Source organism: Streptomyces sp. NBC_00654 (assembly GCF_026341775.1).
Classification (GTDB): Bacteria; Actinomycetota; Actinomycetes; order Streptomycetales; family Streptomycetaceae; genus Streptomyces.
On the sequence record NZ_JAPEOB010000005.1, the window covers coordinates 14,759 to 33,174 of the forward strand.

An 18,416-nucleotide genomic window follows, 5' to 3' on the forward strand; every position below is an offset into this window, starting at 1 on the left:
GGTGAGCGGCGTGTAGGCGGGGTTCTAGACGCCGAGGGTCGTAGCTGTCTTGCAGCGGAGCCAGCCCTTGTTGGTGTAGCCGAGTTGGTGGCCGTGGAGGTAGGCCATGGCGTGTGGGCTGTCGGGGTGTTGCAGGGCGATGGCGATGAGGTCGGGGCCGTGGTCGTCGCCGGGGCGGGGGCGGGCGCGCTCGACGAACGGGCCGATCCTCACCGCGATGTCCTGGGCGCATCCGGATCCCCAGGGCTGCGGGGTGTGCAGGGCGGCGAGCATGGAGCGGAATGCGTGGACGACGGCCAGGTCCTCGGAGGTGAGAGCAGTGCCGGGGTGTTGCCGCAGCGGCGGCGGGAGAGTCACAGCTTCATCGGGTGGGCTCCTGGTCGTGGGTGGGGTGGGTCCAGGGGAGGGTGAGGCCGTCGCCGGCGGTGCGGGGGAGTAGATGCCCGTGGTGGTGTTCTTCGCGCTCGGCACGTCTCATGAGACATGCCGTCTGATGCGAGCGGGGTGTCTGGGCTGGGGCTGAAGGAGCCGGATCTCCAGAAGACCAGCCATTAGGGCCCCGCGTGTACCTGGCACGCCCACAGGCTGGGCGTCTGGGAATAGGTGTCGCGCAGGGTGCGTACAGCGCGGTGCAGGGCCTCGGCCGTGCGGGCGACGTCGAGTGTGCCGTCGCCCCTTTTCAGGGTGTCGTACACGCTGAGCGCGACTTCCGCCCCGATCAGGTCGTCGACGTGCCACAGGGAGCCGACGACATGAGGGAAGCCAGCCATCTGGAAGGCGCTGACGATGTGGACGGCCTCGTCTGCGAGCTCGGGGCTGGTGCGCAGGGTGTCGCAGGCGGACAGATAGGCGAGCCGGACCGACGGCAGCCGCAGCCGGGCCAGGTCGCGGACGGTCAGCGGGCGTTCGGTGTGGTCGTGCAGGACGAGCCGGCTGCCGGAGGCGCGTTCCAGGTCGCCCAGGGCATGGCAGGCGAAGTGGGCGTAGGCGTGGCGGGGCAAGGCCGAGATGACCGCGGAGTGCGTGGCCGAGGCGTCCGCCAGCAGCGTGGCTTGGGGGAGCAGGCGGGCCAGGTGGTCGGCCTCGCGGCGTGCGCCGGGGAGCGGAGCCTGTCCGGTGGCCTGTGCGACGCTGACGACGAGGGTTCCGGTGCCCGCCGGGCGGGCGACACGCTGGCGGGCGTGGTGTAGGGCACGCAGGGTCGGCGTGTACGAGGAGACCACCCGGTCCAGCGCGCCCGGAGCGGCGCCCGCGGGAGCCGCCGCGTGCAGCGGCAGCGTGCCCAGGAGACCGCCAGGCGACCACCACACGCGGGTTGCCGCGGGGAGGCGGTTGAGGACCGGGCCGGTAACCGCCTGCCACAGCCAGGCCAGGGTTTCCCGTACGTCCTGCTGCGCGCGCTGCGACTGCTTGCGGGAGGTTCCGGGTGTCTCGATGCGGATCAGCGCGTCCTGGAAGGTCTGCCGACGTGTTGCCGTCGTCCGTGGGTCGAGGCCCGGGAGCGGTATGGCGTCGATGGAGTGCTCGGTGACGACCAGGGCGTCGCTGCCGTAAGGGGAGACGTTGACCAGGACCACCGGGCCAGCGGCGGCCGTCGCGCACAGTTCGCGTTCGTCCCAGTCCCGCACCGGACGCAGCAGGCCCAGTTCGGGGTGCTCGGCGCGGATCCTGGCGGTGAGGTCGCGCCACTCGGCGGCCAGTCGCTGCCGAAGGTCGGCGCGGGCGTCGTCGGGGCCGGACGGTCCCTCTTCCAGGAACCCCTGGCTGTCGGTCGCAGTGTCGAGTGCTTCCCGGAGTTCCTCGAAGCGGTCGGCGAGGTCCGGGGCGGCCTCCCGGAGCCGGGTCAGATCGCTGTCGGCGTCGAAGGCGTGGGAGAGGATCACGCCCCTGGCCTGTTCGAGCAGACCGACCGCGAGCCAGGGCCGGCCGCAGCGCACCGCGCAGGCAGCGGCGGCGGCGCCCAGCCCGACGGTCCGGCTCAGCAGGAGCTCCTGGTCGTCGCGGACGAGATGGCGCGGCGCCACGGAGTGCAGCAGGTCGACGGCCACGACATAGCCGTCCAGAGCGCCGTCCCAGTCACCCAGTTCCGCCTGGACGTCGCCCCAGGACCGTGCGGCGTCCAGGCGCAGGGCGGGCGCGCACTGCTGCTCCAGGGCCGCTTCCTGGAACCGCTTGGCCGCTTCGACTAGATCAGCCGGGCGGCGACGGCGGCGGGGACCCACGTCGCGCAGGGCGCGGCCGAGGTTCGCCAGGCGCGGTGTGCGCGTGGGGTGGCCGGGCGGGGTGGCCTCGACCGCCCGGCGGTGCAGCGCGACCGCCTCGTCCCGGGCGGTCGACGACAGCAGGGTGCGGGGGCTCAGGAGCCGTGCGTTCGCGGCCACCGTGAGGGCACCCGGCAGGTCGGGGGAGTTCGCGGGCAGCATCGCGATCACCGAGTCGGCCAGCTCGCGTGCCTCGCTGGCGTCGCCGAACCGCAGCGTCCGCGAGATGCGGAGCAGCAGGGCGACGGCGAGGTTGCGGCGGCGCCGGGGCAGCATCGGGTCGCCCTCCGGGGTGAGAGCGAGGGCCTTCCTCAAGAGCCCTACGGCCTCGTTGACTTGGGCGGCAGGGTCGGGGGCACGCTCGAAGCCCGTCATGAGACTGAGCCCCGTCGAGCTCAACAGCGCCGCCCGGTGCGCGGGGCCCATGCCGGGCAGCGCGGCGGCCCGGCGCCGGCACTCCTGGGCCTCCCGCAGGTCGTCGCCGTCCTCGGTCAGCTGGTACCGCAGACTCAACGCGGCACCGAGGTTGAGCAGCCGCAGTCCGAGCGACCCGTGTCCATCCTGGGTGAGTGCCACCGACCCCCGATGAGCCAGCACGGCCTCGTTCAACTCCACCGCTTTTCCGGAGCGCTGATAGCAAGTGATCAGCACCAGGCCGAGGTCGTCTAGCGCTGCGGGACGGTCCGGGTGGCCCGGCCGCATGAGCGCCTCGGCGTGCCGCAGCTGGCGCAGCGCTTCGTCCAGATCCGCCCCGTTCGCCTTCGGGTCGCGTAGGTAGCGGTTGTACAGGGCCATAGCGGGGGAGATGAGCGGCAGTTGTGGGTCGGCCGCCATCCCCGCAGATGCGCTGGAGCGGTCGGTGAGGTCGAGCGCCGCGTCCAGGTCGGACTGGGAACCGGTCGCGACGGAGCGGGCACGCAGGGCGTTGCCCAGCGCGTTGCGCAGGGCGGCGGTCTCCCCCGGATTCCCTGCCGCCCGCAGCGCCTCGGTGAACACGCCGATCGCCTCGTCCAGATCCGCCACGCGGCCGGTGTGCTGCGCCCTGAGGACGAGCGCCATGCCCAGGTCGTGGCCCGCCGCCGCGGGCCCCTTCAGATGGCCTGCGACGGCCCGGCGGCACACGTCCACCACCTCGTCGCACTCCTTGGGCGTCGCACCCGCCACCTGCCGCAACAACACCAGGGCTTGCCCCAAGGCGCTGAAGCAGCGGGGCAAATGCGGGTTCCCGGGCAGCAGTTGGGCCAGTACGTCCCGCGCGATGCCCACCGCCTCGTGCAGGTCCTCGGTATCGTGCGAGTCCAGGTAGCGGTCCAGGAGCCGACGGCCCAGGCCGTCCAGGACGAGGAGCCGTTCGGGGGAGTCGGCCGGGATCCGCTTGAGGGCACCGTGGACGAACCGGACCGGATCCGCGTCCGCCAGGTCCCCGAACGGCCAGGTCGTCCCCGCGAGGGTCACGATGCCGGTCACACCTCTGAGCCGGCTCGGGAACCAGGGGTCGTACTCCGGCGTCGCGAGGACGGCGAGGCTGCCGAGGCCGATCGCGGTGGCGAGCTGAGCGTCGCGCGAGGGGGTCATGGTGGCCATCACTACGGCCACCTCATGAAGCCAGCGGTCGGCCTCGGAGGCGCCCGGCGGCGGGTTGTGCTGCCGTCCCTCCGCCACGATCTTGAGCGCAGCAACCTGGGCCGACCACTCGTTGGGACCGTCCGCGTTCGCCGGGTCAGGGTGTATGGCGGGATCGTTGGACGCATAGCCCGCCGCCAACTCCGGCGGCACCAGCCCCGGATCGGCAGCCCACACCGGGTAGAGCAGAGTCCCGGACATGCACCCGTGGACGGCGCCGCCATCCCCCGGGTCGGCCATCGCACGGGCGACGCAGAGCCAGCCGGCCGCGTGCCGGGCCTCCATGTCGGTCCTCGTGTCGCAGGTCCGTAGCAGTCCCCGGAGTTCGGCATCCGCGAAGGGACCGAACACCACGTCCGCGTCCACACCCCCGTCCGCCGTCTCGGCCCGGTCGAGGCGCACGCGAACCGCCTGAAGGAACCACTCCCGGTCGTACCTCACGCCTTCGCTCCCCCCAGCCGTCGCCTCCGACGGCGCGTCAACTCATCCTTAACTCTGCCTGATCTACGGCACACTTGGACCATGACTGCATCTCCCGACTTCCCCCAACCCGACCGCAGGGCGGCAGCGGCACTGTGCGCGCTGCTCGGCTCTCCGGAGGACCTGCGGCAGCCCGGGGTCAGGGAGACGGCCGAGCGGGCACGGAACCTACTGCGGTCAGGCGCGGGTTCCGACGAACTCGCCGCCTGCTTCCGTGCCCTGGACATGCTGCTGCGCCAGACCGGGGACGCACGCGGGCTGGTCAACGAGTCCCGGGGCGGGGAAGTCCCCGGCATCACACCCCACATCAAGGTGGCCGTATGCCCAGGACCGGCCCAGTGCACCCGCGTCAAACGGGCCCGCGACCTGCTCCCTGCCCCCCACTGCGCCGTCAACGACACCCGCATGCGCAAGGGCCGACTGGGCCCCGCCCAGTGACCCCGCCCGCATGAACCCTCTCCTCGCCACCTTGGGCGGCAAACTCACCGAACGCTGGCTGAACCTGCTTGTCCTCCCCGGCGCCCTCTTCCTCGCCGCCACGGCCCTCTGCACCACCCTGGGCCACCGTCACTGGCACGACATCGACCGGCTGCGCACCACCCTGGACGACCTCGCCACCCGCCCCGCCCTCGACCACACCGGGACCGCCGCACTCCTGGTCGCCCTCGTCCTGCTCACCGCAACCGCAGCCTCACTCGCCGCGCAGTTCCTCGGCAGCGTGATCGAGCAGTACTGGCTGCGCTTTGCCCGCGACCCGCTGTCGCACGCCCTCGTCGACCGACGCAGGCGGAAGTGGGGGCGCCGGGAGCAGGAGCTCGATGCGGCCTACCCCGTCACTCGCACCGATACCGAAGACGGCGACGCGGTGCCGACCCCGGCCCCGACCCATGCGCAGATCCAGGCCCTCACCGATGCCCGCAACCGCGTAGCGCTGCGCAAACCCACCCGCCCAACCTGGTACGGCGACCGCATGCAGGCGACGGCAGACCGCGTAGAGGCCGCCTACGGCGTGGACCTCGCCGCTCTCTGGCCCCGCCTGTGGCTGATCCTCCCCGAACCCGCCGTACACCACATCCAGTCGGCGCACGACTCTTTCAGCACCGCCGCCCGCCTCGCCGCCTGGGCCGTGGGCTACGCCCTGCTCGCCTGCTGGTGGTGGCCGGCCGCTCTGGTCGCCGTCGGCTGCGCGGCGGTCGCCCGCTCCCGCGCCCGCGACGCCCTGGACGCGCTCGCCGGGCTCATCGAGGCCGCCGTCGACGTCCACGGCCGGGAACTGGCTGGGCGGGTCGGTCTGATCGGGACGGACTCGGCTGGGCTGCTCGGCCATGAGGCGGGGGACCGGATGTCGGAGCTGTTCAGAAAGGCCGAGTGAGGGCGCGGGCGACATCTATGGCCGCGGGCCAGTGGCTCAGATCCATCGAGACAGGTCACCCCATCACAGCACGCCTCGATAACGGCGTTATGGTCTAAAAGCGCTAAAAGCCCCGCTCCTGGTGGAGCGGGGGCCAGTGTCCCGTCTCAACTAACCCAGTCCGCGCCGTTTCGTCTCACCGAATCCAGTCGACGCAGGCCGGCACCGGGGCCTCGGTGGGTGCGCCCGGCCAGGCCGTCTCAACGAAGTCAGTCGACCCAGGTCAGGCGCTGGCCGTCGACTTGATTCATTGAGACGGGACAGCCAGGTCGCCCAGACCACGGGCGCGCTCTCATCGGAGCTGGGATGCCGACAGCTGTCACGGGTGCGGCCGGGTGCTGCGGGACGGTGGCCGAGATGGCACCGGCATCGGATTCTCTGGGCGCCGAGACCCTGCACCAGCTGTCGACGCCTTTGACAGTCCCGATCTCGTACGCCGACAACTAGTGCCGTGACCGCGAAGGTTCACCGGGTCCCGGCGGTCAGGGTGAGCTCCGAGTTGGGATGGTCTGGTCAGCCGTGTAGGGAGCCTGTCGTGCCCCAGCTCTGCGACGATTGCTGAGTGAGCAAGCAAGAGTGGGACACATTGACCAAGTCTGAAGAAGCCTTCATGGTCAATTCCTATGAGATCGATATCCTGCCTGGTGTCTGGGGCGATCTCGACGAAGCCGACCAGTCTCGACCGGTCAACGAGCTGGCGGGAATCTTGCTCGCTCTCATCGATCGCGGGTGGACCGAGGTCCGCCGACTCGCGCCGTGGACCTCCCCAGTCGGGGAGAACGGCTTCCAGCCCGGCGAGCTGGTGCCTCGTGATCAGCTTCCGGCGATTCTCGAAGACGCGGCCAACTGGGAGTATCCCGAAGATGGGAACTGGATTGGCGCGTTGACCCTGGTCGAGACCGAGGCGGGAAAGAAGATCACTCGTCTTTCTCCCGAGGAGATGGCCGAGTAGGCCGTCATGGCGGGAAGCCTCAGGCCGCGGCCAACGATCGGCCGGCCCAGCGGAGGCCCTTCTCGCTGCGGATGCGGGCTCGTTCGCGGCGTTGGGCGGCCAGGAGGTCGGGGTGGCGGGCGTTGGCATTGCGCCAGCGCAGATGGCGGTGCAGGTCGCGGGTCTGAACGGTGTGGTTGGGGTGGTTCGAGTTGGCCAGGGTGAACTGCCGCAGCGGCCCGAAGTGCGCCTCGATCGGATTGGCCCAGGAGGCGTTCGTCGGGGTGAAGCACAGCTCGACTTTGTTCTTCCACGCCCACCGGCGGATCTTGGCGCCCTTGTGGGCGGAGAGGTTGTCCATGATCACGTAGATCGGGGCGCCATCGGGGCGAGCGGCGCGGATTGACTTGAGCGCGGCCAGGCTGTTGGTGGTGCCCTTGCGGTGGCGGTTGACACCCCAGAGGGTGTCGTCGCCGATGGAGTAACAACCGTGGAAGTAGGTCACGCCGTGGGTGCGGTGGTAGGTCGCAGGGACCCGGTCGGGCCGACCCTGCTCGGCCCAGCAGGATCCGCCGGTCGGGCGTATGCCGAGCGGCCCGAACTCGTCGAATGCGAAGACGCGGTCAGGGAAATGGTTGCGCTGTTCGTCGAGCGGGCCTTTGAGAACGCCCAGGGTAGCCGCAGGCGTCCGCATCAAGCATCACCATGTCCTGGTCCTCGATGCCCAGGCCGCGGAAGCCTGGCGGGAACGACATGGCCATGTGCTCGGCCATCACCTGCGAGAGCGCTTCGAGCTTCTCTTCGAACATGCACAAGATCCTGCCGGATCCCACCCGGCGAACCAAAGCGGTCACGGCACTAGCCGTGGTTATGCGGCGGTCACATCTTCGAGGGCGGCGTTCAGGAGCGTGACGGCGTCGGTCTCGTACGGGTCGGCGTGAAGCCGGTGGTCGCTGACGTCGAACGGTGCGGGCCGCGCGGACACCCTGAACCCGGGCAGGGTCGTGGTCTCACGGCCTTGCAGTGCGGAGTCGAGGCGGTCGGCGTCCCTGTCGGCGTGCCGTGTCTGGGTGTAGGGGCCGAGGCGCAGGAGTGTGTGGCCCTGGCTGTTGTCAGGTGTCCGGGCCTTGACGTAGATGGCGTAGTGGGCCGGTGGCATGCCGATGTCGTCGGGGAGGTCGAGGCCTGCGGCGGCGTGGGTGAGCGGTGCGTATGCCGGATCCCAGAGCCCGAGAATCTTGGCTGTCTCGCAGCGAAGCCAGCCGATCTTCCGGTAGCGGGATCCGTAAGGCGCGTACGGCCCTCCCGGGTGCTGGAGGCCGACGGCGATGAGGTCGCCGTGGTCGTCGCCCGGCCGGGTGTGGGCGCGCTCGACGAAGGGTCCGATGCGTACGGCGATGTCGTGGGCGCATCCCGGCTTCCAGGGGTCGGGGGTACGGAGGGCGGCGAGCATGGCGCGGAACGCGTCGATGGCGGCCTGATCCTCGGGGGAGAGAGTGGTGCAGGGCAGGGTGGCGCGGCGGCTGAACATGCGACGGATCATCGGGTCTCCTGGTCAGTGTTGGCGGGTGCTTTGAGGACGCGCGGCAGGTGGGCGTGGAGGTGCTCGACTTCGACCTGGCGGCCGCGGTCGCGGAGTTCGTGGGCAAGGATTTCGGTGAGGCCACATGCCCTGTGGCGGCCTCCTGCGCATCCGATTCCGATGCGGCGGGGTCCGGCGGGGAGGTCGGCGAGGTTGGCGAGCAGTTCACGGGCGCCGGGTGTGTTGAGGACGACGGCCTGGACGCGGGGATGGAAGCCGTCGAGGTCGAGGATGTGCCGGGCGGCGGCCGGGTCGCGGAGCCGGTCGCGGACGTCTTCGATGCGGTCGGCGGCGGGCGGGACGGGGGAGCCGTCCGTGCCGGTGGGCAGGTGCAGGTAGCCGAACGAGATCAGGCGGATCGGGTGCAAGGGGGGTCTCCTGCTCGGGTGGGGGGGGGAAATGCGCTGAGCACCGCACCCGGCCGGGAGGGGCTGGGTGCGGCTCTCGGTGTGTGCATCAGCTCGCCTCCGCCAGCGTGTTGGTGGCGCGGGTGCGGGATCGGGCGGGGCGTTGTGCGAGGACCAGGAGCTCGAGGTTGCGCCGCTGCTGCCCGGGGTGAGCAGCCGGGTCTTCGGGCCCTGGCGGTGCCAGTGCAGGGAAGCGGGCGGCTCGGGGTGGGCGAGGTGGTCGGCTTCGTCCTGCGGAGTGCTGCTCATGGGAGCCTCCGGGTGGAGCGGGTCAGGCGTGGTTGTCGTCGCGCCGGCGCTTGGGCTGGACGTCGGAGGCGACGCACACCTTGTGAGCGGGCTCCCCGGAGTGGGAGCGCATCGGTGTGAGCTGCTCGCACAGTGCGCAGGGTGTTCCTGCCAGTGGTCGTAGTGCCGGGCGTCGCGCCAGTCGAGGAGGCCGCCGGGGAGCGAGATCAGGCCCGGCTCCCACAGCGGTTCCTTGTCTCGTTTGCGGGTCAGGGCCGGAAGTCCGGCAGCTGCTGGAACACCTGGGAGAGCAGGTCCGGCGACGGTCTCCAGGGACCGAGCTGCCCGCGTGCGGGGATGGGCAGGGGCAGCTCCTGGATGTCGTCGAGCACCAGGTGCCACGCATTGGGCTGCGCCCACTCGGTGCAGGGCGGCGCTCCGGCGGGGTCCTGGTGGCAGTCGGTGATCCGGGCGATGCCGACGACCGCGCCGGTGACCAGTGCGCGGTCGCGGATCGTGCGGCTGATCAGCGGGACGCGCAGGGCGGGCTGGTCGATGGTCCTGCTCGTGTGCAGCAGGACCCAGCCGGTCCGCCACCGGGCGGTCCGGTTCTCCACCGTCTTGGCACCGGCGAGAATGGCGGCCGCGTACGGCTGCTTGATGCTGATGCCTCGGATCCAGTCGCCCTCGGGGAGGGTTGCGGCGCTCATGCGGCTCACCCCCGCACGCTGGTGCCCGGGCGCCCGGATCGGCGGTTGTTGCTGCGCAGGGTGATCCAGGTGGTGCCAGGGCGGCGGCGACTCCGATCGCGCGATGGGCCGCCTGGTCGATTTCCGTGAGCGCGGTGCCGGGTCCGGAGATGTCCTGGACGGGTTCGGTGCCCTCGCCGCCGGCCTTGCGGACGACGGTGGCGTGCTCGATGTAGCCGGTCTTGCCCGCCTTCTCGGCGAGCCAGAGCAATGGGTCACGCCTGTCCAGGATTCCGTGGGTGATCGCGTTGATCGCGGTGCCGGTGAGGAGGGCGGTGGCGGGGACGCGGTAGCCCAGGGTGCGGGTGACGGCGAGGGTGGAGGCCAGTTGCAGGGCGCTGTAGCTGGCGACGTGCCGGCTCGCGGAGCGGCGGCCGTAGGCGCTGGCGGTGCAGGTGCGGCTCTTCTTGCCGTGCCGTCCGGGGTCTTCCTCCACTGGGGAGCCGTCATTGCGGTAGACGAGGTGGGTGCCGTGCATTCCTTTGGTCGCCGCGTCATGCGCCCGCTGTACGACCTGGTCTCCCAGGGGGTGGACTGCGTCGAAGACGGCGGTCAGGGTGGCGATCAGGGCGAGGCCCTCGATGGCGCGGAGGTTGGTCATAGGGAGGGTGCTCCTCAATTCGGATCTGGGGTGTGCGGGTGTGGGGTGGTCGGTCTCTTGCCGGTGTTGCGGGCGCGCACCACCGCCCCGGCCGACTGCTGCTGGGGGGTGCCGGAGCGGTTGGGTGTGTGCCCCGGGCCGGAGTTGTTCCGGCGGTCTGCACGGCGTTCACGGCGGCCTGCGTCGCTGCCTCGCGCTTCTTGCCGACCCTTGAGGCAGTCGATGGCACGGGTCAGCAGGACGGTCCGCTCGCTGTCGTCGGTGCTGCCTTCGGCGTCGGCGAGGTACGTGGCCGCGTTCTCCAGATCCTCGGTCCCGGTGATCCCGACGGCGCCCATCCAGCCAGCCGCTGAGCGCGCAGCTGGTCGGTGAAGTCGGAGACGGTGGTGGCCAGCTGCTCCTCGGCGACGAACGCGATCCCGTGACGTAGGAGGTAGTTACGCTGCCAGGTGTCGGAGGCTCGGAGGGGCGGCCGTGCACCTGTTGGCAGACGGCCGGCCCGGCTGCTGAGGTGGTGTCAGTCGTCCTGTTCCTCAGTCGGCTTGGCGGTCTGGTAGTGGTTCGTGGTGTTGCCGTCGGTGGTGGTCATCGACTGGCCGCCGGTGTTGGTCTCGGAGTCTTCCAGGGCGTCCGTGAATTCGCCGTCGCTGAAACCGAAGATGAGCTTTCCCATGGTGATGTCCTCCTGTGCTGGTGGATGTGGTGGTCGGTGCTGGGCAGGGGAAGGTGGCGGACCGCGGTTGGTCTGTCGCGGTGGGGCCAGGAGTTCCAGGGGCAGGCGGTTACGCGTTGCCGCTGGCGGTGTCGAACGTGGCATCGGCCGGGTGCTGCCAGTACGACCTCTGGGGGTTCGGCCGGGGAACGCGGGGGTTGCGGCCGTGGCGAACCACTTCGTCGAGCAGTGCCCGGACACCGGGCCGGCCGAGAGGGGAAGGCGGGCTGCTGAGTGCGGTGGTCTCGTCGGACATGATGACGATGGGCGGGTCGGGGCGGTCCTGGTCGGACATGAGTTCCTCTCACGGGTCGGTGGGGCAGGCCCGGCGGCCTGCGCGGTCTTCGGCAACGGTGAGGGCCGCGTCTCCTCCGGTCGCCGGGCAGAGGATCGAGCAGTCTCGCCCAGCGAGTTCGGTCACGTTGCGTGGTGGTTCGCCTGGGGCGGGACGGATCAGCGATGCTGATGGCCAGCAAGGGTGGGGAACAGCCCCCGGTCGGGCTGCGGGACTGTTCCCGGAGGGTGTGCAGAATCTGATCCGTCTGAACTGTTTCCGCAGGTGACGATCCGCTTTCTGTTCTGTTGGCGACCCGTCGTGATCTGTCCTGCGGGACGGATCGGTGGGGGGTCGCCGAGGTGGCGGACGGATCGGTCGACAGGTCACGGCACTTCGAGGCCGGTGACGCTGTGTGTCAGTCGGGGAGGGCATCGAAGGCGGCTTCGACGTCGGCCAAGAGGTATCCGGAGGGCGGATTATCCTTGTCGAGGTCGGTGCGACGGACTGTTCTGAGGGTTCCGATACCGGCCTTCTTCAGCTCCCGGGCGATCTTCTTGGCGCCCTCGCGGCGACGGTCCGCCGGCTCCCGGCCCTCCCACTGGCACCACTCGGTGCCGGTGGTCGCGAGGTGGTCCAGGACCTGATCGGTGAGCAGGAAGCCGGGATCGCCAGCGGTCTCGAAAGCCTTCCGGACCGCCATCAGGACCGGCGGCAGGTCCACCTCTGCGACGTCCTCGGGCTCAGGGTCGTCCTCAGGATCGGCAACCAGGCCGAACAGCTCGGGCCACGGCTTGTAGTGGAGGTACTCCTCTTCCTCGTCGGCGAACTTCAGGCCCGGCGGGTCCGGTGCCCTCGACGCGGCCTTGATCGACACCTCATCGACATCGATCAGACCGGCGGCCAGCCGCTCCGCCGCCCGCCGGCCGCCCTCGTCGTCGGGGATGTAGTGCCACTTGTGAAGCATCGGGTCCTCGGACAAGCCGGGGGCCCCGACGATGTATGTCTGGGCGCAGTGGTTGAGCTCCTTGCCCGACTTCGGACGCAGCCGGTGCGGCAGGTACCCGAACTCCATCGCGCCGCCGCCCAGGGCACCGGTCGTGTCGACGGACCGGCAAGCGCCGAGGACTTTCAGGGCAGGGTGTTCGGCGATGTTGCTGCCGAGCAGCACGCTGGTCGCCCCCTGTGCGGCGAAGACCAGCCAGACGCCTTCCTTACGGCCCACCAGCATCAGTTCGGCGATGATCTGCTTGCTGCGCTTGGTCAGCTTGGGGAACTCATCGATGAACGCGATGACCGCCGGGTGTTCCCGGGTGCACCGCCAGCTGTCACCCATACCGAGTTTGCGGCGGATCCGGGCTCGGCCAGCAGCAAGCCGGTACAGCGACAGCAGGATGAACTCGATGTGGATCGGGTTCGTGGCGGTCAGTCTGACCGCGTCGGTGAACTGGCCCGGTCCGTCACCGGACGGGTCCAGGAACAGACTGACGGCGTTGTGGGCGGCGGTGGTCCAGTCGAGCAGGGCCCGCATGATCGTGGACTTGCCACCACCGGAACGGGCGATCACCTCGCCCATCAGCTCGGCGAGGGAGAACGCGAGCTCACCGCCGTCCGCGCTCATCCCGAAGACCCCGGCGTCGGTGATGTCCACCGAATGCGGCGCCCGGTAGGGCGGCGGCTTCATCCCACCGAACAGATCGCCGGTGACCACCCTCAGCAGGGCCTCCGCGGTGCGCTTGCGGTTGGGCTGGAGCATCACGTCGCCGTCACCGACGTCGAACTTCGTCTCCAGGTCCGCGAGCTTGTCCGCGATGGCACCCGGAGTGCCGTCGGACACCCGCACCACCGCCTCCCAGCCCCACGGGTAGGACACGGCCTCTCCGACGTGGGCGAGCGGCACACCCTCGGCGCGCAGCGCCCGCCGGAAACACTCGGTGGCCAGTTCGGGTGTGGTCGCGGAGTGGATCGGGAACGGCTTCCCGTCGTCGCCCGGGAACAGCCCCGAACCAGCCCCGGTGCCCGTCGGGACCTGCCCGTCCGCATGGGCCTGCACGGGCTGTTCCCCACCGGCCGAGGAGCTCCGGGCAGTCGTGCCGGCGGTGGCGGGGTGACCGCTGGTCACCTCGTAAGCGAGCGGCGGAACATCCGGGAGTTCACGACGCCAGCCGGTGAAACGGCCCTTCGCCCACATCGTGACGGCTGTACCGGTGACGGTGAGGACGGGAAGCAGGCCGCCGATACGGAGCTCCGCCCATCCGATGGCCAGCCCGAGGGCCGCAGTGGCCGCCCAGCGGCGTTTCGCGGTACGACGGCGCTGGCGCCCCAGCTCCGCGCCGGTGGGCTCCTGATGGCCGCTGTAGGGCCGCTGAGCGGCCTGCCGGGCCTGCTCCCGCCACCCCGCAGCCTCCTTCCGCAGGACAGCAGCCTCCTTCCGCAGAGAGGCGGCCTGCTTCCCGGTGCGCCCGGGGTCGTTCCTTGCCTCGGAGACCAGCCGCTCGGCCCGTCTATCGAGCCCGGTGGCCTGCTTGTCCAGCTCGGTGGCCTTCTCCTCCAAGGCCTCAGTCTCAGCACGCCGGTGGGCGGTCCAGGTGCTGTAGCGGCGGTTGAGGAGATCGGCGCGCAGGTGGGCGGGGGACTCCGCAGAGGCGTTGAGCCAGGCCCCGCACTCGGCTGTCAGGACCCGGGCGCCCGTGCGGAAGGCCGCGCCTTCACGGCGGGCCGCACCACAGGTGCCGGCGGCGAGGCGGGATACGAGAGCGGGCCTGGCGGGGCCCTGCCCGGCGGCCGCCTGGCCTTCACCCATGCCGGGGCCGGGCTGGTCGTCGGTGAGGAACTCGCCCTCGACGCCGAGGTCGATGACGATGCGATCGGGCGGATGAGTGGTCACAGAGCCTCTCCAGTCGTGCAGTTCGGCCGGCCGGTGGTCCGGGCGGTGACGGCCGTCCACGCACCGCGGCCGCCCAAAGGGCGAGGTGCGGGGCGTGGGCGGCCGACGGCGTCCGGACGGGTCAGGCGATGGAGCCGACCAGGGAAGCGCCCCAGCCGTTGACGGCGGGGATGACGAGCGCGGCGAACCAGCCGCCGAGAGTCGCGGACAAGCCCAGCAGGACCCCGGCGCAGATGCCCTGGTGCATCTTCGGCTTGGCCTTCTTCGGGATCGCCTTCCAGCCACCGAGGATCGCCACGGTGATCAGCAGCAGGACCAGGTTCCCCATGCCTGTCAGCACCGCCACGTTGCTGCGGGCCGCGAGGGTGGTCTCACCTCCGGTAGCGCCCCACATGGCCAGCGACCCGGCGCCGTTGCCGAGCCAGGTGATCGCACCGGTCGTGAAACCGATCAGGCCTGACGTCGTGGCGGTGGCCAGCCCTCCGTAGCCCATGCCCGCGACCAGCGGGATCAGATCCTTCGCGTCCTTGAGGATCGCGTCGCGCTTCTTGATATGGGCGACCACGAACCGCGACACATGCCACGTCGGGATCGCCATGCCGACGAAAAGGCCACCGATGGTCAGCGCGGCGGTAGGGATATTCACGGGTGACCTCCGGTCACTGGAAGGGAAGAGCGGCGATGATCTGAGCGCCGCTGTCGTTGACGGCCGGAATGAGCGTCCGGGCGGCCAGACCGGAAGCACCGCCGACCAGTCCGGCGGCGGAACCGACAACCGCACCCGCCGCGATCTGACGGCGCAGCTGGTTGTCGCAGCAGCGCCAGGCGAGCAGCACGACGGCCAGGAGCACGGTGGTCGCAACGCCGCCGTCGGCGGTCATCCCGGACGGCGCGGCCTCAGGGAGCAGCCAGCTGCTGCCGTCGCCGGAAGCGGCATCACCGAGCGGGTTCGTGACACGGGCGACCAACCGGCGGGCCGCCCAGCCGAGCAGGCCCCCGGAACACAAAGCGGCAAGCAGGCCGACCAGCAGACCGCCTGCAATAGCAGCCGCCGACGGCGCCCGGCACCCACCGCGCCACCAGCGGACCAAGGTGAACACCAGAACCGCGACGGTCAGCGCGAGACCACCCAGAGAGAGCTGAACAGGCGTCATCGTCACGCCCCCGTGACGAGGTAACCCCACAGATACAGCCCCGCACCCGTGACCAGACTCGAAGCCAGCAGGTTGCAGGTCAGCACCCGTACCAGCCAGGAACGACCCCGAGCACGCAGCTCCAGCAGCCCGGCAGCGGCCAGCGCAACCACCAGCACCCCGGGCTCGTCACCGCAGACGTGCAGGACCTTGCCGGTCACCGGGAGCAGCACCAGGCCCGCGACCAAGGCACTCCCGTTCCACGCCGGGTGGAGACGAGACAGGCTGAACCGCCCCCCGGCAGCGGGCTCTTCCGGAGCAGCCGGGTAGTGGTGGTGCGTCACGTAAGTCACCGTCGGCGGCCCCGAAGACGCCACGGTCGCCACACCACCACCCGCTCCTGCCCCCGACTCCGGCCTGCGACGCGGAGGAACAGCCGGGGGCCCGGCCGGTGGCGGGGTCCGCCCCCGGGGCGGCGGCGGAAACGGGCCCGGGACACCCATAGACGACGGATCAGAGGCCGGCGGAGACTTCGTTCCGCCGTCGGTGCGTTCCCCGGAAAGCTCGACCACAGTCGGCTCGATCGGCTCCCCGGACCCGGCCGAGTACGCAGTGCCGGTCATCGCCGGGCCTCCTCATCAGCGCTGCCCGTCACGGTGTCGGTACGGCCGTGCTGGTCGTAGTGCAGCCACCTGCTGACCCGCACCTCGGCGATGTCCGGAGCGGCCGCGCCGGCAGGCGCGGGGGAGGGGGAGTTGGAGGTGGAGGTGGAGGGCTGGAATCCGCCGGACAGCGGAAGCGGCAGCGGGCCACTGGGCAGCGGAGGAGGCAGAAGCCGGCCGGGCAGCCGCGTGACGGTCAGCGGAACAGCCGACACAACGCCATGCAGACGACGCGGACGCAGAAGACGCAGGCGGTTGAACAACACGAGATCTCCAGAAGTGTGGGCAGGGCACGCCCCAGTGGTCCGCACCGGCGATTCACGGTGCGGACCACTGGCAGCGTCCGAAGTACGCGATTCAGACAGGACGGAGGGCGCGGGTCGACGCCCGGACTGGTACAGGGACACGAAATCCGCAGCCGACCGCGAGGGGACAGATGGCGCAGACCTGACTGGCGCGGAGCAGGATGTCGTGGCCGGGATGGTCGACCTCGGCCCTGTCGAACAAGGCCCGGTGCCCGGTGCAGGCGGCGATACCGCTGGTGGACGGCTTGACGGTGGCGACCGCCCTGCGAGTACGGCGGTCACGCCGGGCCGTCTCCGACGTCACGTCCAGCAGCTCGTCCGGGGTGGGGGTCACCGGCTGCGCCAGAAGCCGCCGCGGTCCTGGCGGGTGCGCTCCGAGGCCTCCCAGGCCTGGCCCCGACGGTCGGCCTTCTTCGCGCCCGAGCGGTGGTGGGCCGCGACGCGCCTACGCCTGCCCGTCTCACTCGCGGACGGGCCGCCGTAGTCCTGCGAGAGCTGCTGGTCGTTGCCGATCAGGCCGAAAAAGGCCATGGTGAAAACACTCCTGACACGTTGTTGGGGGTTCGCGGAAAGGCCGCTCCCGGCCGGGCCCTGGAAAGCGGGCCGGGAGCGGCGTCGGCTGACTGCCGTGGATGTGCGAGCGGCGCTCGCCGGGTCTGCTCATCGGGTCTGCGGGGATCTGGGTCCCTGCTCGCCGGGTCACTCGCCGGGTCTGCTGCGGCTGTTGTTCCGACTGTTCCGGCAGTCGCAGCGAGGGCCAGTCCGGCGGGTTGCCGGGCTGGCCCTCACTGGTGGTGCCGGAGCGTTTTCAGGGGCGCGGACCGGCCCCTTCGCCGTCTTCTTCGTCCGTGTCCGCGTCGCCCTCGGCGCGGCTGGGCTCCGCGGCACCGGGGGTCTCGCTCTCCTCTCGGGACAGCAAGTCGCCCCAGGTGCGGCGCACGCGCTCCTCCCCGCCGACGTACCCGGCATCACGGAACGCGGCCACCGCCTGGCGGTAGGAGACCGGCGGATCCTCGCGATACCGGAGGTGCCGCAGCACCACCAGGAGCTGCGGGTCACTCAGACGCTCACCCGTCACGGGGGTCGGCACACCTGCGACGGACGCGATCTGCTCAAGCGTCACGGTGCCCTCCAGGGCCTGTGCCGCCGAGCCCTCCGTGACGGAACCTGCCGCGGACCGCCCGGCCGTGACGGACTTCGTCACGGTGTCCGTGCCGGACCCCGTGACGGCCGCGCGGTCGTCGTCCGTGACAGTCTGCCGCGGCCGTGACGCTTCACCGGCCATCCAGTCCCTGAGCTGCGTGACCCCCTTCGTCACGGCACCCGTCACGGCCTTCCCTTCAGCGTGACGGAATGCCGCACCCGCCCCGGACCCCGTACCGCTGGTGCGCCGCTTGCCGTCGTCCGTGACGGATCCGTCACGGCCCGGTCCTGCGGGCAGGGCGGGAGTCACGGACGCGGTCAGAGCAGGCACAGCAACCGGGGCGAACATCGTTGCCAGGGCCGTGTCCGCACCCTGCGTCATCCGGTCGCGCTGCACAGTGACGAGACCCGCGCCGAGTTGCGTGTCACCGACACCGACCTTCCTGGCCAGCCGCCACGACCTCAGATCCGACCGCCTGCGCGCTCCCTTCTTCGGATGACCCGCCGCCCTGGCCCGCTCGTAGGCCAGGCGCTGCATCGTCACAGCGTTACGCCTCTGTGCCTCCATATCGATGCCGGACCGGTAGATGACGACGCGTCGGGCCACCAGGCCGATGCCCTCGGCGGAGGCGCACATCGCCATCGGCGTGACGGCGTAGACCACGGCCTCGGTCGTGTCCGACGCGAGCTTGGCCCCGGTGCCCGAGGCGACGGCCGGCAGGATCCACAGTCCCAGCCGGACAGCCGCCGGCGCGGACTGGCCCAGCAACGTCATCAGCACGTACGCGATCGCGAGGACGAGCGTGGCGCCCTCGCCCGCAGCAACCACGCCCAGCGCGGTCGCGCTTTCGGGGAAGACCGTACTGACGTTGGTGTAGGTGCCATAGGCACCCAGGCCGCCCGCAAGGATCATCGGCACGATGCCGCCGATCAGCAGAAAGATGTGGGCGCCGCTCAGGCTTCGAGGTGGCGCGGGGAGAGTCTCGTACGGACCCGCAGGTGAAACGGTCATAGTCTGCTCCTGGGC

20 protein-coding genes and 1 pseudogene are annotated in these 18,416 nt (G+C 70.8%); 3 read left to right on the forward strand and 18 right to left on the reverse strand.

Annotation, left to right across the window (positions count from 1 at the left end):
- Window positions 1–24 precede the first annotated feature (24 nt).
- Both OHA98_RS39800 and OHA98_RS39805 read right to left on the reverse strand, forming a co-directional pair.
- Window positions 25–357: a hypothetical protein gene (locus OHA98_RS39800; protein ID WP_266933071.1), complete on the reverse strand. Its 333-nt coding sequence runs from the start codon at window positions 355–357 to the stop codon at window positions 25–27.
- A 194-nt stretch (window positions 358–551) separates the two neighbouring features.
- A complete protein-coding gene (locus OHA98_RS39805) occupies window positions 552–4,325 on the reverse strand; it encodes a CHAT domain-containing protein (RefSeq protein WP_266933073.1) in 3,774 nt (1,257 codons plus the stop codon).
- Window positions 4,326–4,406: 81 nt separating this feature from the next.
- Here OHA98_RS39805 and OHA98_RS39810 point away from each other — a divergent pair, with 81 nt between their 5' ends.
- The 3 genes from OHA98_RS39810 (at window position 4,407) to OHA98_RS39820 (ending at window position 6,727) form a co-directional block, all read left to right on the forward strand.
- Window positions 4,407–4,802, forward strand: a complete 396-nt coding sequence (locus OHA98_RS39810) for a hypothetical protein (RefSeq protein ID WP_266933075.1) — start codon at window positions 4,407–4,409, stop codon at window positions 4,800–4,802.
- Window positions 4,803–4,812: 10 nt separating this feature from the next.
- Window positions 4,813–5,736, forward strand: coding sequence for a hypothetical protein (locus tag OHA98_RS39815; protein WP_266933077.1), 924 nt, complete (start codon window positions 4,813–4,815; stop codon window positions 5,734–5,736).
- A 601-nt stretch (window positions 5,737–6,337) separates the two neighbouring features.
- Window positions 6,338–6,727 carry a hypothetical protein gene (locus tag OHA98_RS39820; RefSeq protein WP_266933079.1) on the forward strand — a complete coding sequence of 130 codons (390 nt, stop codon included), beginning with the start codon at window positions 6,338–6,340 and terminating at the stop codon, window positions 6,725–6,727.
- Between the two features lie 19 nt (window positions 6,728–6,746).
- On the opposite strand, the pseudogene OHA98_RS39825 reads toward OHA98_RS39820, so the two are convergent.
- The 16 genes and pseudogenes from OHA98_RS39825 to OHA98_RS39900 form a co-directional block, all read right to left on the reverse strand.
- Window positions 6,747–7,340 (reverse strand): annotated as a pseudogene (locus tag OHA98_RS39825) (transposase); the annotation flags it as partial.
- A complete protein-coding gene (locus OHA98_RS39830) occupies window positions 7,330–7,515 on the reverse strand; it encodes a hypothetical protein (RefSeq protein WP_266933081.1) in 186 nt (61 codons plus the stop codon). The pseudogene OHA98_RS39825 and the gene OHA98_RS39830, both read right to left, overlap by 11 nt.
- 59 nt (window positions 7,516–7,574) lie before the next feature.
- Window positions 7,575–8,249: a hypothetical protein gene (locus OHA98_RS39835; RefSeq protein WP_266933083.1), complete on the reverse strand. Its 675-nt coding sequence runs from the start codon at window positions 8,247–8,249 to the stop codon at window positions 7,575–7,577.
- Window positions 8,246–8,656 (reverse strand): hypothetical protein, encoded by a 411-nt coding sequence (locus OHA98_RS39840; RefSeq protein WP_266933085.1) that lies wholly within the window; start codon window positions 8,654–8,656, stop codon window positions 8,246–8,248. Before OHA98_RS39840 ends, OHA98_RS39835 begins: the two co-directional genes overlap by 4 nt.
- Before the next feature lie 536 nt (window positions 8,657–9,192).
- Window positions 9,193–9,633, reverse strand: coding sequence for an ASCH domain-containing protein (locus OHA98_RS39845; RefSeq protein WP_266933087.1), 441 nt, complete (start codon window positions 9,631–9,633; stop codon window positions 9,193–9,195).
- A 654-nt stretch (window positions 9,634–10,287) separates the two neighbouring features.
- Window positions 10,288–10,611, reverse strand: coding sequence for a hypothetical protein (locus OHA98_RS39850; RefSeq protein ID WP_266933089.1), 324 nt, complete (start codon window positions 10,609–10,611; stop codon window positions 10,288–10,290).
- A gap of 179 nt (window positions 10,612–10,790) precedes the next feature.
- Window positions 10,791–10,946 (reverse strand): hypothetical protein, encoded by a 156-nt coding sequence (locus tag OHA98_RS39855; protein ID WP_266933091.1) that lies wholly within the window; start codon window positions 10,944–10,946, stop codon window positions 10,791–10,793.
- A 109-nt stretch (window positions 10,947–11,055) separates the two neighbouring features.
- Window positions 11,056–11,280 (reverse strand): hypothetical protein, encoded by a 225-nt coding sequence (locus OHA98_RS39860; protein ID WP_266933093.1) that lies wholly within the window; start codon window positions 11,278–11,280, stop codon window positions 11,056–11,058.
- Between the two features lie 397 nt (window positions 11,281–11,677).
- A complete protein-coding gene (locus tag OHA98_RS39865) occupies window positions 11,678–14,146 on the reverse strand; it encodes a hypothetical protein (protein ID WP_266933094.1) in 2,469 nt (822 codons plus the stop codon).
- 121 nt (window positions 14,147–14,267) lie between these two features.
- Window positions 14,268–14,792 (reverse strand): hypothetical protein, encoded by a 525-nt coding sequence (locus tag OHA98_RS39870; protein WP_266933096.1) that lies wholly within the window; start codon window positions 14,790–14,792, stop codon window positions 14,268–14,270.
- Window positions 14,793–14,805: 13 nt separating this feature from the next.
- Complete coding sequence (locus tag OHA98_RS39875; RefSeq protein ID WP_266933098.1) at window positions 14,806–15,300, reverse strand: hypothetical protein; 495 nt, start codon at window positions 15,298–15,300, stop codon at window positions 14,806–14,808.
- 2 nt (window positions 15,301–15,302) lie between these two features.
- Window positions 15,303–15,623, reverse strand: coding sequence for a hypothetical protein (locus tag OHA98_RS39880; protein WP_266933099.1), 321 nt, complete (start codon window positions 15,621–15,623; stop codon window positions 15,303–15,305).
- A 275-nt stretch (window positions 15,624–15,898) separates the two neighbouring features.
- The gene (locus OHA98_RS39885) at window positions 15,899–16,156 is read right to left on the reverse strand and encodes a hypothetical protein (RefSeq protein ID WP_266933100.1); all 258 of its coding nucleotides are present in this window, start codon (window positions 16,154–16,156) and stop codon (window positions 15,899–15,901) included.
- Window positions 16,157–16,298: 142 nt separating this feature from the next.
- Window positions 16,299–16,580 carry a hypothetical protein gene (locus OHA98_RS39890; protein ID WP_266933102.1) on the reverse strand — a complete coding sequence of 94 codons (282 nt, stop codon included), beginning with the start codon at window positions 16,578–16,580 and terminating at the stop codon, window positions 16,299–16,301.
- Complete coding sequence (locus OHA98_RS39895) at window positions 16,577–16,777, reverse strand: hypothetical protein (protein ID WP_266933104.1); 201 nt, start codon at window positions 16,775–16,777, stop codon at window positions 16,577–16,579. Before OHA98_RS39895 ends, OHA98_RS39890 begins: the two co-directional genes overlap by 4 nt.
- A gap of 277 nt (window positions 16,778–17,054) precedes the next feature.
- Window positions 17,055–18,401 carry a hypothetical protein gene (locus OHA98_RS39900; RefSeq protein ID WP_266933105.1) on the reverse strand — a complete coding sequence of 449 codons (1,347 nt, stop codon included), beginning with the start codon at window positions 18,399–18,401 and terminating at the stop codon, window positions 17,055–17,057.
- Between the last annotated feature and the right edge of the window lie 15 nt (window positions 18,402–18,416).